General features: G+C 55.1%; 12 protein-coding genes. 3 read left to right on the plus strand and 9 right to left on the minus strand.

Annotated features, from left to right (window positions below; genetic code table 11):
* The 5 genes from ACR0AU_RS01135 to ACR0AU_RS01155 form a co-directional block, all read right to left on the minus strand.
* On the minus strand, positions 1-909 hold the full coding sequence (locus ACR0AU_RS01135; protein ID WP_480436677.1) for a hypothetical protein: 909 nt from the start codon (positions 907-909) through the stop codon (positions 1-3).
* Positions 910-1,106: 197 nt separating this feature from the next.
* Positions 1,107-1,901, minus strand: coding sequence for a lytic murein transglycosylase (locus ACR0AU_RS01140; protein ID WP_170733389.1), 795 nt, complete (start codon positions 1,899-1,901; stop codon positions 1,107-1,109).
* Positions 1,902-1,968: 67 nt separating this feature from the next.
* Positions 1,969-2,616 (minus strand): MSMEG_1061 family FMN-dependent PPOX-type flavoprotein, encoded by a 648-nt coding sequence (locus ACR0AU_RS01145; RefSeq protein ID WP_170396434.1) that lies wholly within the window; start codon positions 2,614-2,616, stop codon positions 1,969-1,971.
* A 128-nt stretch (positions 2,617-2,744) separates the two neighbouring features.
* Positions 2,745-4,151: a type I glutamate--ammonia ligase gene (gene glnA, locus ACR0AU_RS01150; protein ID WP_170396436.1), complete on the minus strand. Its 1,407-nt coding sequence runs from the start codon at positions 4,149-4,151 to the stop codon at positions 2,745-2,747.
* Between the two features lie 33 nt (positions 4,152-4,184).
* Positions 4,185-4,523 carry a P-II family nitrogen regulator gene (locus tag ACR0AU_RS01155; RefSeq protein WP_170422248.1) on the minus strand — a complete coding sequence of 113 codons (339 nt, stop codon included), beginning with the start codon at positions 4,521-4,523 and terminating at the stop codon, positions 4,185-4,187.
* 169 nt (positions 4,524-4,692) lie between these two features.
* Between ACR0AU_RS01155 and ACR0AU_RS01160 the strand changes: the two genes are divergently transcribed.
* From ACR0AU_RS01160 to tig, 3 genes are all read left to right on the plus strand, one after another.
* A complete protein-coding gene (locus ACR0AU_RS01160; RefSeq protein WP_480795159.1) occupies positions 4,693-6,276 on the plus strand; it encodes an NAD(P)H-hydrate dehydratase in 1,584 nt (527 codons plus the stop codon).
* 301 nt (positions 6,277-6,577) lie between these two features.
* A complete protein-coding gene (locus ACR0AU_RS01165; RefSeq protein ID WP_170422244.1) occupies positions 6,578-7,702 on the plus strand; it encodes a porin in 1,125 nt (374 codons plus the stop codon).
* 184 nt (positions 7,703-7,886) lie between these two features.
* On the plus strand, positions 7,887-9,218 hold the full coding sequence (gene tig / locus ACR0AU_RS01170; RefSeq protein WP_170396960.1) for a trigger factor: 1,332 nt from the start codon (positions 7,887-7,889) through the stop codon (positions 9,216-9,218).
* A gap of 95 nt (positions 9,219-9,313) precedes the next feature.
* On the opposite strand, the gene ACR0AU_RS01175 is transcribed toward tig, so the two are convergent.
* From ACR0AU_RS01175 to rplI, 4 genes are all read right to left on the minus strand, one after another.
* Positions 9,314-10,168: an acyl-homoserine-lactone synthase gene (locus ACR0AU_RS01175; protein ID WP_170396444.1), complete on the minus strand. Its 855-nt coding sequence runs from the start codon at positions 10,166-10,168 to the stop codon at positions 9,314-9,316.
* Between the two features lie 119 nt (positions 10,169-10,287).
* Positions 10,288-10,989, minus strand: coding sequence for an autoinducer binding domain-containing protein (locus ACR0AU_RS01180; RefSeq protein ID WP_170396446.1), 702 nt, complete (start codon positions 10,987-10,989; stop codon positions 10,288-10,290).
* A gap of 278 nt (positions 10,990-11,267) precedes the next feature.
* A complete protein-coding gene (locus ACR0AU_RS01185; protein WP_170511990.1) occupies positions 11,268-11,753 on the minus strand; it encodes a lytic transglycosylase domain-containing protein in 486 nt (161 codons plus the stop codon).
* A 153-nt stretch (positions 11,754-11,906) separates the two neighbouring features.
* On the minus strand, positions 11,907-12,527 hold the full coding sequence (rplI, locus tag ACR0AU_RS01190; RefSeq protein WP_170733387.1) for a 50S ribosomal protein L9: 621 nt from the start codon (positions 12,525-12,527) through the stop codon (positions 11,907-11,909).
* Positions 12,528-12,529: the final 2 nt, after the last annotated feature.

Below are 12,529 nucleotides of genomic sequence, written 5' to 3' on the forward strand. Positions count from 1 at the left end.
TTACATGCCAATCGCGCTGGCGACCTCGGCAAAAGCATTCGTAGCGTTCAGGCCAAAAATCGCTGTGGTAAAAGCCAGAACCTGAGTGTTGAGGCGGAAATCCTCACCCCGGATCAGATTGACTGCTGCCAGGGATATGGCAATCGGTGTCGATATGCTTGCCACAGCACCAGTCATGCCCCAGCTGGTCAGTCGCAGAATATCGCTTGGGCGTTCCGTTTCGTCCTCGGACTGGTGAATGTTGCCGGCGGGCAGGGGAGCATCAGCCTCGGTCCGGAAGGCGATACTGAGCAGTTGGTCGTCACTTAGCTTGATCGGACGCGGCTTGGCGTGTTTGGTCTGTGTATCTTCCGCATCAGGATCGGGCAGATCAAGCCCCGCAAATGGGCCGCTGACTGCTTCGAATATCTGCTTTCGGTTCCGGGCGTTGCGCGGCGCAATTGAATCAAAGGCACTCATGAATTGTTCGATGGTCAGAACCGTTTTGGGCGACAACCATTCGACACGACGGGTCGTGCAGATGTCGACCATTCGGTACAGGATCACCACAAGCATCAACTCGGATATTTCACTGTCATCGAGCAGTTTTGACACCGGACAAATCGAGATCGTCAGCCGGTTTCCCGGCAGCGTAACCGCAGCACGCGGCATAGTTTTGAGACCAGCGGTTCGATCCATCCGCTCATGGTGATTGTGATCTACTTGGGTTGGTTCCGAGTCCAATGTCAGACGCACGAGATATTGGCTGCTGACGATACTGGCCTCCGATGCGCTAAGAAGCGTCTTGCGCTCGACCAGATGGCCATAGTCACCCAGCGTCGTTGAGACGACCTCGCACAGACGCTCAAGCGCGCCATCTGCCGACCCGTCAAACTGGAGGCCACCGTGGTAACTATGCTTTGCAGTCACAGCATGTTCCTTTGCTGTCATAATCTTCACAACAAATTAACAGGCGAAATGGCGCAAATTTTGACCAAAATGGAAAAAAGTCGAAATATTCCAAGATTGATTACGCTTTGGAAACCAAGAAAATCGGGGTTTCCTTAAATCTATGTGGCAACAATGTGGCCGAATTCAGGTGCTCTGACGTCAAGCCTATGACTGCCCTAGTTGTCGATTCGCGCCGCCATGATTGCAATGGATTGCTGGTAGACCGAGGCCGCATTCCATTGCTGTATGACCGCAAAATTCGGCTCTCCGGGTTGATAGCCGCGACCGGGCTTCCACCCTTTCTTACGTAGAAAATTCGCGGTCGAGGCGAGCGCGTCGGTCATGTTATAAAAATCGACCCGACCGTCACCGGTGGCGTCCACACCATAGGTCAGGGCGTTGCCGGGCAGGAACTGTGTATGCCCCAGCTCGCCATGTTTTGCCCCTTTTGTCGCCATCGTAAGGGTACCTTGGTCAATCAGTTTTAAGGCGCCGATAGCGTGCGGGATGAAGAATTCGGACCGGCGACAATCATAGGCTAATGTCGTGATTGCGGAAACAACCTGACTATCGCCCATGAAACCTCCAAAGCCGGTTTCCATGCCGTGAATGGCAATTAGCACACCCGCCGGTACGCCATATTGACGCTCGAGCGCGGCGTAAAACTGCGGATTGCGAGCTTTGCGCTTGCGCCCTTGCGCAACGATGGTGTTTGCCCCGCGCACCTGCATGAATTTGTCCAATGAGTATTTAAAGCTCTTCTGATTGCGATCCGCGGCAATCGTACGTGTTGCATATTGCGTTTGTGCGAGCGCCTGCAGACCCTTCTTTTTAACACCCGCTCGTTTGGCGGTTTTGGCAAAGTCGGCTTTCCAGGCCTCGAACCCGCTGCTGGTATTCCCACAAGGGGCGGACAGTGCCACCGAGGGCAGAAGGAACGCGAGTGCAGCGTAAAGGCGAAGACGAGGCATAGAGGAAATCCGAGTGCTGAAAAAACTACGCTCAGCCTAAGCCGAGTTCGACCTACCGCAAAGTGGTTTAATAGAGATCAAGCTCGTCTGTGCCTTTCAGGGATTCGAACCATTCATCCGGGGTTTTGTCGATCTTGGCATGTTTGACCATCATCGCGTTCATATTTGGCAGACTGGATGAGTCCGGCCATTCATCGGGGTGCCACAGGTTTGATCGAATGATGCATTTGGGACAGTGCGCAAAGACGGTTTCGACATGGATTAACAGGGCCAGCTTGGGCACGCGTCCACCGACGGCCATGTTTGAAAGAAGTTCGGGATCTGCGCTAATTCTCGCGGATCCCCGCAGGCGCAGAGTTTCCAATTTTCCGGGGACAAAGAATATTACGCTGACGCGCTGATCTTTCAGCACATTATGAAACGTATCCACGCGCTTGTTCCCAGGCCGGTCCGGGATCGCAATCATCGAGTTCGAGAGCACCTGCACAAACCCCGCAGGATCGCCACGAGGCGAAATATCGAGATGCCCATCGGGATTGGCCGAAGCGATCAGGCAGAACGAGGACATGCCGATGAAGTCTCGACACATCTCATCAAGTGCAGGCAATTCCTTTGCAATGATCTGCGGCAAGGGTTGCCCGCAAATGCGTTCCAGATCTTTTTCCGAGGTTACAAGTCCTGAATACTCAGAAAAGAGTTTGTCGCTTGCGGGCATGTGCTCTCTCCGCCTGATGTTGAGCTCAAATTTTGAAAGATCATCATCGATCCGTCAAATCTCGCGGAGATACAGAAAAAGGGGCGCCCGATGGGCGCCCCCTGAGAATTTTCGTCGAAAATTCTTAATCAGCAGCTGTAGTACATGCCGTACTCAACCGGGTGAGGTGTGTGCTCGTAGGTTTCTACCTCTTCCATCTTCAGCGCGATGTAGCCGTCGATCTGGTCTTTGGTGAACACGTCGCCTTGCAGCAGGAAGTCGTGATCAGATGCCAGCGCTTCCAGAGCTTCGCGCAGGCTGCCGCAGACGGTCGGGATGTCGGCCAGTTCTTCGGCAGGAAGATCGTACAGGTTCTTGTCCATGGCTTCGCCCGGATCGATCTTGTTCTTGATGCCGTCCAGACCGGCCATCAGCAGCGCGGCGAACGCCAGATAGGGGTTTGCGGCCGGATCGGGGAAGCGGGCCTCGACGCGCTTGGCTTTCGGGCTTTCGGTCCACGGAATACGCACGCAGCCTGAACGGTTGCGGGCCGAATAGGCGCGCAAGACGGGGGCTTCGAAACCTGGGATCAGACGCTTGTAGCTGTTGGTCGCCGGGTTGGTGAAGGCGTTCAGCGTTTTGGCGTGCTTCAGGATGCCGCCGATGAAGTACAGCGCCTCATCAGACAGGTCGGCGTATTTGTCGCCCGCGAACAGCGGCTTGCCGTCTTTCCAGATCGACATGTTCACGTGCATGCCGGTGCCGTTGTCACCTGCGATTGGCTTCGGCATAAAGGTCGCCGATTTGCCATAGGCATGTGCAACATTGTGGATCACGTACTTGTATTTCTGAAGCTCGTCGGCCTGCTTGGTCAGGCTGTCGAAGATCAGGCCCAGTTCGTGCTGACACGATGCAACCTCATGGTGGTGCTTGTCGACCTTCATGCCCAGACGCTTCATGGTCGACAGCATTTCCGATCGCAGGTCCTGCGCTTCGTCAACGGGGTTTACGGGGAAGTAACCACCTTTAACGCCCGGACGATGGCCCATGTTGCCCATCTCGTATTCGGTGTCGGTGTTCCACGATGCATCAGTCGCATCAACTTCGTAGGATACCTTGTTGATACTGTTCGAAAAACGAACGTCATCAAAGAGGAAAAATTCGGCCTCAGGACCCATATAGGCCACATCACCAATACCGGAAGCCTTCAGGTACGCTTCGGCTTTCTGAGCAGTGCCTCGCGGGTCACGCTCATAGGCTTCACCAGTGTCAGGCTCCACAACCGAGCAGTGCAGGCAGATGGTCTTTTCCGCATAGAACGGATCGACATAGGCGCTGTCGGTGTCGGGCATCAGTTTCATGTCGGAAGCTTCAATCGACTTCCAGCCCGCGATGGACGAACCGTCGAACATAAAGCCCTCTTCCAGGAAGTCCTCATCGACCTGATCGGACATGATGGTGACGTGCTGAAGTTTGCCGCGCGGGTCGGTAAAGCGGATGTCGACGTATTCGGCGTCTTCATCACGGATCAGCTGAAGAACTGCGTCCTTGCTCATACTATTTGTTCCTCTGATTTGAAGATTGCTGTGTTACAGGGCTTCCGAACCGGTTTCGCCGGTGCGGATACGAATGGCTTGTTCGATAGGTGAGACAAAGATTTTTCCGTCCCCGATCTTGTCGGTCTTGGCGGCGCCAACGATGGCTTCGATCGCTGCGTCAACCTGATCATCATCAAGGACGACCTCGACCTTTACCTTGGGTAGAAAGTCGACAACATATTCTGCGCCGCGATAAAGTTCGGTGTGACCTTTCTGGCGACCAAAGCCTTTCACCTCGACCACGCTGAGGCCCTGGACACCCACGTCCTGCAGCGCCTCTTTCACTTCGTCCAGTTTGAACGGCTTGATGATCGCTTCGATCTTTTTCATTCCGGTTCACCTTGTGTGGTTGTCTTGATGGCAATGATCACGTCTAAGATCGAGCGGCAATGGAACCGCGAATTTGGTCGCCTTGTGGTGCTGCGAAATCGTGCAACGGGTTAAATTTTGATCGATGTGCACAAAATGTAATCAGAATTGAATCGTGTGAGGGCGCAATATGGCAGAGTTGCTGACAGCGGCACAGATGCGGACGATCGAAAAATCCGCGATTGAGTCCGGTGACGTGAGCGGACTGGAGCTGATGGAGCGGGCGGGGCGCGGTGTTCTTCAAGCCGTATTTGAAGAATGGCCAGAGCTGCAGCGGGGGCCAGCCCCCGCACCCCCGAGGTATTTGGGGCCAGATGAAGAGGATCCGCTGCGTGCGGTAATTCTTTGCGGGCCGGGAAATAACGGGGGGGATGGATTTGTTGTTGCACGCTTGCTGCGGGAGCGCGGCTGGGAGGTGGCGGCATTTCTTCTTGGTGATCCGGCGAAGCTGCCACCAGATGCGCGTGTGAATCATGACAGGTGGGGCGAATTGGGGGAGGTTCAACCATTTTCCGAAGTGTTTGCCGCGCATCAAGGGGCTGACCTTTATGTCGATGCGTTATTCGGGACGGGCTTACAGCGACCGCTTGAGGGTGATGTTCTAAAATGGGCAGAAATGACTGCCTCGGATCCAGCCATCGCCGAAAAGACAGTATCCGTTGATATGCCGTCTGGCCTGTGTTCCGATAGTGGGCGTGAGCTGGCCCCGGGGACCGCGACGGTTCAGGCCAGGATCACGGTATCGTTTCATACTGCAAAGCTGGGGCATTATCTGGGGCTGGGGCCGGTCAGAAGTGGCCGATTGGTCGTCAAGGACATTGGTTTGGAGGAGGGAGTTCAGGGCGCGGTCAAACTGGTGACCACCCCGGATCCTGATTTTTCGAAGGCAACTGCCTTACACAAATATGCGCATGGGCATGCCTTGATTATTAGCGGAGGTGCGGGGGCAACCGGCGCAGCAAGGCTGGCGGCACGTGGTGCATTACGCATCGGGGCCGGATTGGTGACGCTGGGTGTTCCACCCTCGGCTCAGATGGAGGTTGCCAGTCACATCACTGCGCTGATGCTGCAGCGGGTCCAGAGCGGCGATGATCTGATGGAAGTCCTGATGGATGCGCGGTTGAATGCACTATGCCTCGGTCCTGGTTTGGGGCTGGCGCGTGCGCAGGAGCTGGTTCCTGCGGCGCTGGCCTCGGGGCGTCCCGCAGTGCTGGACGCGGATGCTTTGACGGCGTTTGCTGATGCGCCAGAGGTGCTGTTGGACATGCTCCATGACAGATGTGTTCTGACACCGCACGGGGGCGAGTTTGCGCGATTGTTCCCGGAGATCTCTGAAAAGCTCTCGGTCAAGCCGGGCAAAGGGCCGGCTTATTCCAAAGTGGATGCCGTGCGTGAGGCGACCAAGCAGGCTGGCTGTGTGGTACTATACAAGGGCCCTGACACGGTGATTGCTGCACCGGATGGGCAATGTGCGATCAATGCGGCGCTGTTTGACCGGGCGGCGCCCTGGCTGGCGACAGCAGGGTCGGGCGATGTGCTTGGCGGGTTCATAACGGGACTACTGGCGCGGAGCTTCAACCCGATGGCTGCAGCCAAGACCGCAGCTTGGTTACATGTGGAATGCGCCAGGCAATTTGGGCCGGGGTTGATTGCTGAAGATCTGCCGGAACAATTGCCAGCGGTATTCGCACGGCTTGAAATAAATGGGTCATAGGCAAATATTGGCCGATCGCGGGTCAAAGCGGCAATGTTTCGCCTTATGATTTACCTGTGCGCATAACGGGTGTTTGCAAGCTGCAACACGCAGCGCAAGAATTGTCTTGCAGGTTAGCTGGGTGCTGCTTTCGAACTAGGTCAAAATATTGATTATAAAACGCTTTCCCTGAAGGTCCCCGCTTCCGCCTGTGGCAGAAATGCAATGCCGGGCTAATAAGCTTTAGCAATCATTGGAACCGTTAATCCAGGTGCGCATATCGGCAATATCTAAAAAAACTGACCCATCTATGGTGAATGACATGACAGTGAATTTTAAGCTGACTTCGATAGCCGCGGCGCTTGTCGCAACAACGGCAATCCCCGCCGCCGCCGAACTGAAATACGAAAACAACACGGGCGGTTATGTCCTGCTTTATGGTCAGTTGCACCCGGCCTTAATCTCGGTTGACGACGGTGAAGAGACCGAAACGCGCGTTCTGGACAATGACCTGTCAAACAGCCGCGTCGGTTTGGAACTGTTGCAGCCCTTCGGCAACAACGATTTCACCTTCCGTTTTGAAACCGGGCTTGGTCTGCCGAGCTCGAGCGAGTGGAACCAGCTGGGCACAGATTTCAGCGGCTGGACCCGTGAAGATATCCGTCACGTGGATTTCGCACTTGCCGGTGACTGGGGTAAATTCTCGGCCGGTCAGGGCAGCATGGTGGCCGATGGCGCTGCCGAAGTGGATCTGTCTTACGTTGGAACTGCGCTGTATTCCTTTACCAACGATGAAAATGGCGGGTTCTTCTATCGCGGTACTGACGGTTTGCTGAGCGACATCACCGTTGGCGATTCCAGCAGCAACTTTGACGGTGCGCGCCGTGGCCGCGTTCGGTATGACACGCCGGAGTTCAGCGGTTTTAAGGCCGGCATCGCCTATGGTCAGAACATTCTGTCCAGCAGCGATGACGATGACTATTACGATATCGGCCTTCGCTATAACAACACCTTCGGCGGCGGGGTTGAATTTGCAGCGGCGGTTGCATACTCGGTGCGTTCGGCTGACGATGGATCGGGGGACCGCAAGGATACGATCGGGTCGGCCTCGGTTATGCTGCAAAACGGCCTGAGCTTCACCGTAGCCGCCGGTACGCGGGACAATGACGCAGATGGTGCGTCTGACCCGAACTACTTCTACGGCAAGATTGCCTATGAGGATCAGTGGGTATCCTGGGGTAAAACCGGTATCGGGATCGACTATTACTCGGGCTCGGACTTCGTAAATGACGGTTCCAGCACCGATGCTTGGGGCATCGCTGTTGTTCAGCGTATCGACAGCATCAATACAGATGCATATCTGAAATACCGCAATCACGATTTCGAAGATGGCGCTTCGTTCGACAACAACGAGGCGTGGGTGCTGGGGGCCCGCTGGAGGTTCTGATTTCTCAGCTTTCGATGATCGAACGCTCCGGCCTGTGCCGGGGCGTTTTTTCGTCTGTAATAGGGGTAAAACCAGCCTGAAAGGGCCTTTGCCTCTTGCACGCAGGCGGCTGTGCAAATAGAAGGCGTCAAATTTGCCCGGCGCGCCCGTTTTGCGCGCCCCGAATCCTATGGGGACTACCAAAATGCAGGTTACCGAGACGCTGAACGAAGGTCTGAAGCGCGGCTACAACATCGTTGTGACCGCAGCCGAGCTGGACGACAAGGTCAACGAGAAACTGACCGAAGCGCAGCCCGAGGTTGAAATGAAGGGTTTCCGCAAAGGCAAGGTGCCGATGGCTCTGCTGAAAAAGCAGTTCGGCCAGCGCTTGCTTGGCGAAGCGATGCAAGAAACCATCGACGGTGCGATGAACAAGCACTTTGAGGACAGCGGCGAACGTCCTGCGTTGCAGCCCGAGGTCAAGATGACCAACGAGGACTGGAAAGAAGGCGACGACGTAGAAGTTGCGATGTCCTACGAAGCGCTGCCTGAGATTCCGGAAGTTGACCTGAAATCGGTTGAACTGGAGAAGCTGGTTGTCAAAGCGGACGACGCAGCCGTGGAAGAAGCGCTGAACAACCTGGCCGAGACCGCGCAGAACTTCAAAGCGCGCCGTAAGGGTTCGAAAGCCAAGGACGGTGACCAGATCGTGTTCGACTTTGTTGGTAAGGTTGACGGCGAAGAGTTCGAAGGCGGTTCGGCTGAAGATTACCCGCTGGTTCTGGGCTCGAACAGCTTCATCCCCGGCTTTGAAGAGCAGTTGGTCGGTGTGAAGGCCGAGGAAGAAAAAGACGTCAACGTCACCTTCCCCGAAGAATACGGTGCTGAGCATCTGGCCGGCAAAGACGCCGTTTTCACCTGCACCATCAAAGAGGTGAAAGAGCCGGTCGCGGCTGAGGTCGACGACGAGTTGGCCAAGAAATTTGGTGCCGAAGATCTGGCTGGGTTGAAGGCACAGATCGCCGAGCGTCTGGAAGCCGAATATGCTGGTGCGTCCCGTGCAGTTATGAAGCGCGCTTTGTTGGACGTGCTGGACGAGAAAGTCTCGTTCGACCTGCCGCCGTCACTGGTAGAAGCCGAAGCCAAGCAGATCGCACACCAGCTGTGGCACGAGGAAAACCCTGACGTTGAAGGTCACGATCACGATCCGATCGAACCAACCGACGAGCATAACAAGCTTGCCGAACGCCGCGTGCGTCTAGGCCTGCTGCTTGCCGAACTGGGCCAGAAGGCCGAGGTTGAGGTGACCGACTCGGAAATGACACAGGCGATCATGAACCAGGCGCGTCAGTACCCGGGCCAGGAGCGCCAGTTCTTTGAATTTGTGCAGCAGAACGCCCAAATGCAGCAGCAGCTGCGTGCGCCTATCTTTGAAGACAAGGTTGTCGACTACGTCTTCGAACTGGCTCAGGTTGCGGACAAAGAAGTCAGCAAGGACGATCTGCAAAAAGCCGTTGAGGCACTGGAAGAGGAATAATCCTCTTCCTTCCCCCATTAGGGGTCAAAAAAAAGCGGAGCCGTCTCGAATTAGACGGCTCCGCATGGGTGGCTTTGTACTATGAGGTGAGGGGGTCAGGCCTCATGAGCAAAAGCACGGGGGGTCTGTAACAGAGCGGTCTTCTGCTCTGGGGTGAATGTGTCGGACAGCGCTTCGATCAGTTTCAGCACTGCCTGCCTTTCTTCTTCCGTCTTGGCCGCACTCATCTGTTCGACAAAGTACTTCTCAAGATCGGTGAGCGGCTTGTGGTCGCGATTTGCCGGGCTGAGTTTGGCGGCCTTTTTGGCCTCGAAGAACTCCAACGCCTTTTCTTCTTCGATAAAGACATCGTGGTGAATGTCTGCGAATTCGCGAAGACCCGAAATCCTTTCTTCTGTGCAATCCAGCAACGCCGCCATGGCCGGTACCTTGCCCATCGGAACGGTTTCGCCCACATAGTCGTAAGGCGCACAGTTCGAGCGTTTGAGAACGCGGTTCATAACCGGGTCAATCACGGTGATGATGTCCTGGATACCCGCGCTGCGGCAGTATTCCAGAGATCCGATCATCAGCTCACAGGTCGCGTAAGAAACCGAGTTCTTCTCTTTTCCTCGGGTCAGTCGCTGCGTGTCGACGCAGAAGCGGGTGGATTCCCACATGGTCGCGCTGCGCATTGGCGCTTCGCCGCATAAGATATCCGAGAACACATCTGAAAGCATGTGCGGGCCGGTTGTCTGGAGTGCACGTACTGCGGCTACGACGTTCCCCTCATCGTCGAGACCAATTACGTATGCAGGATCCAGATGATCGAACTGATCGATTTCTTTGCCGTCTTCGATGTGGACGTCCCATCCAAGTCGCCCGCCAAAAACCCGAGCGCGCAGTTCGAACATATCGTCAAGAACTTCGGTGAACAGATGTCTGTTCAGCCCATCAACTACCAAAATCATGTTAACCCCCTTCGAGTGATCTGTCTGTGGATAAGACGTTACCCGGTTTCCACAGCGAATCTATTGGGGGTTTCCCGTAATATTGGCTTTTTTTAGCCCAATTTCGGCAAAATTTGGCTTTATCCTGGGTAGATTAAGCCGATTCCGATGGCCCGACCGACAGCCTGCGGAGTCGTCAGTGCATTAAGCTTTTCGCGAGAAGAGCGCAAGTGCACCTCAACCGTGCGGTGCGAAATCGACAGTATATCGCCGATATCTTGTTGCGATTTACCCGCTGCGGCCCATTGCAAAATCTCCAATTCTCGGCTGGAGAGGGTCGGGTGGTACAGCATCCGGCTGATCGTATCCGATGTCATGACATTGTCATGGATGTGTACGGCCAATGATTGCAGGTCACTTATCACGTTGGGCACCAGTTTCTTCCACTCATCCCGGCTGCACTCGCGCACTGCGCTAAGCAAGCCGATATCTCCGTACGGCCCGCGAACCGGAATCGTAATGCCTTGATCTGGAATGCCAAAATCATGCGCATCGCGAAAAACGCGCTGGAAATCTTTACCGCGTTCCAGACGGCTCCAGTCGACCGGAGCGATACTGCGCTGGCTCATGTGCAGCGTCGGATCGATCAGGTGCAGGCCTTGCTCTTGATAGTGGGTTTTCCAGTCGTCCCCATAGGTCACATGGCCGTGAATCGTACCTGCAGCAGGATTCATACCCGCATAGGCTGCGTGGTCCATTTCATATTTGTCACAGACCTGACGCAGGAACTCGTCATACCGAGTATCCTGTTCGGGAAGAGTGCTGAGATCAACAATATCCATACGGTAACGACCAGTTAGACCCGAGTGAGCGGGCGGATCCCCTTGGCCAGGAAAATGATACTGTCTTCCCTGACGTCAAGCAGGACACCACATTTCGCTTGTCAAGACAAGAAGATGTGGGAAATGTCTGCCTTTTATAGGTAAATGTGCCTTTCGGGCACACAATTACGCACCTTTAAAAGATTTAACGTCAGAGTTGTGCAGTAGGTCATGGGATTCGCCGTGGCATTTCGAAGGTTATGTATGTGCATTACAATCGAAATGCGAATTAAACATGCCTATTCTGTGGCAGAAACCAGACCCGTCTCGACGAGCATGCCTCTGGCCTTTGCTTCGGGCCAATATCCTTTGGCATAAAGAAAGATGGCACGTTGTTGATCTCCATCAGACAAAAGCCAGGCGCCTCGCAGGTATTTTCCGGCGAACTCCAGATTGGTATCGGCGTCCAGCAGGCCTTCGGCATTTCCAGTATAACCCATTGATCGCGCAGTGGCCGGGAGGATTTGCAGAAGCCCATAATAGGGCCGGTTCACCGCCCACGGTCGATGTGTACTTTCACGGATGGCCAGCTTGTGCACCAACTCCCGCGGGAGCTCGTAGTGGTCAGCCCATTTATTGATCGAGGCGCGAAGCTCGGGTGTTTCATTGGGGTAGAGGGGGGGATCGAACGTATCGCCGGAACCTGAGCTGCCAGGACTGCCACAAGCTGCAAGCGGTGCCATAAGCAACAAGGTTAAGACGCGGCGACGAAGGAGGGGGGTCATCAAAATACTCCTGATTGCGAATGGCGATGATATGAAACCCTCGCCGGTCTGCAAGGCCAGGCGAACAATCGGGCCGAATTTTGCTTGCGATGTAACAAAAAGAAAAAGGGCCGCGTAAAAGCGCGGCCCTTTGATATTGGATATGCAGCCAGATCAGGCTTTTGCTTCGTCTGCTTCGACCGGAGCTTCTTCGGCAACCAGATCTTCGTCTTCCGAAGCGGCAGAGCCTATGTCGTCGAACAGTTCGGCGATTTCGAATTCGGCAGCGGCTTCTTCTTCAGCAGCCAATTCCTGGATCGATTTGCCCGATGCCTGCAGTTCGGCTTCTTCTTCCGAACGTGCGACGTTCATCTTGATCTCGACTTCTACCTCGGGGTGCAGGTTGACTGCGACCGAGTGCAGACCCAGTTCCTTAATCGGAGCGATCAGGGCAATCTGTTTCTTGTCGACGGTGAAACCAGCTTCGGTTGCAGCGTCTGCGGCGTCACGCGGGGTGACCGAACCGTACAGAGCGCCGGCATCCGATGCCGAGCGAATCACGATGAACTGCTGACCGTCCAGCTTTTCAGCCAGCGCTTCAGCTTCTTTCTTGGTTTCCAGGTTGCGTGCCTCAAGTTGGGCTTTCTGGGCTTCGAACGACGCGATGTTGGCGTTCGATGCGCTCAGCGCTTTGCCTTGGGGCAGCAGGAAGTTGCGGGCGTAGCCGGGCTTGACGTCAACGACGTCGCCCATCTGACCCAGTTTCGCAACGCGTTCCAGAAGGATAACTTGCATGT

This window comes from Ruegeria sp. CG1 (assembly GCF_056537265.1).

What these genes read in the sequence shown, in the direction of transcription:
- ACR0AU_RS01140 (WP_170733389.1), bottom strand. Translation starts at nt 1,901, where the DNA reads ATGCCTCGTCTTCGCCTTTACGCTGCACTCGCGTTCCTTCTGCCCTCG.
- ACR0AU_RS01145 (WP_170396434.1), bottom strand. Translation starts at nt 2,616, where the DNA reads ATGCCCGCAAGCGACAAACTCTTTTCTGAGTATTCAGGACTTGTAACC.
- glnA (WP_170396436.1), bottom strand. Translation starts at nt 4,151, where the DNA reads ATGAGCAAGGACGCAGTTCTTCAGCTGATCCGTGATGAAGACGCCGAA.
- ACR0AU_RS01155 (WP_170422248.1), bottom strand. Translation starts at nt 4,523, where the DNA reads ATGAAAAAGATCGAAGCGATCATCAAGCCGTTCAAACTGGACGAAGTG.
- ACR0AU_RS01160 (WP_480795159.1), top strand. Translation starts at nt 4,693, where the DNA reads ATGGCAGAGTTGCTGACAGCGGCACAGATGCGGACGATCGAAAAATCC.
- ACR0AU_RS01165 (WP_170422244.1), top strand. Translation starts at nt 6,578, where the DNA reads ATGACAGTGAATTTTAAGCTGACTTCGATAGCCGCGGCGCTTGTCGCA.
- tig (WP_170396960.1), top strand. Translation starts at nt 7,887, where the DNA reads ATGCAGGTTACCGAGACGCTGAACGAAGGTCTGAAGCGCGGCTACAAC.
- ACR0AU_RS01175 (WP_170396444.1), bottom strand. Translation starts at nt 10,168, where the DNA reads ATGATTTTGGTAGTTGATGGGCTGAACAGACATCTGTTCACCGAAGTT.
- ACR0AU_RS01180 (WP_170396446.1), bottom strand. Translation starts at nt 10,989, where the DNA reads ATGGATATTGTTGATCTCAGCACTCTTCCCGAACAGGATACTCGGTAT.
- ACR0AU_RS01185 (WP_170511990.1), bottom strand. Translation starts at nt 11,753, where the DNA reads ATGACCCCCCTCCTTCGTCGCCGCGTCTTAACCTTGTTGCTTATGGCA.
- rplI (WP_170733387.1), bottom strand. Translation starts at nt 12,527, where the DNA reads ATGCAAGTTATCCTTCTGGAACGCGTTGCGAAACTGGGTCAGATGGGC.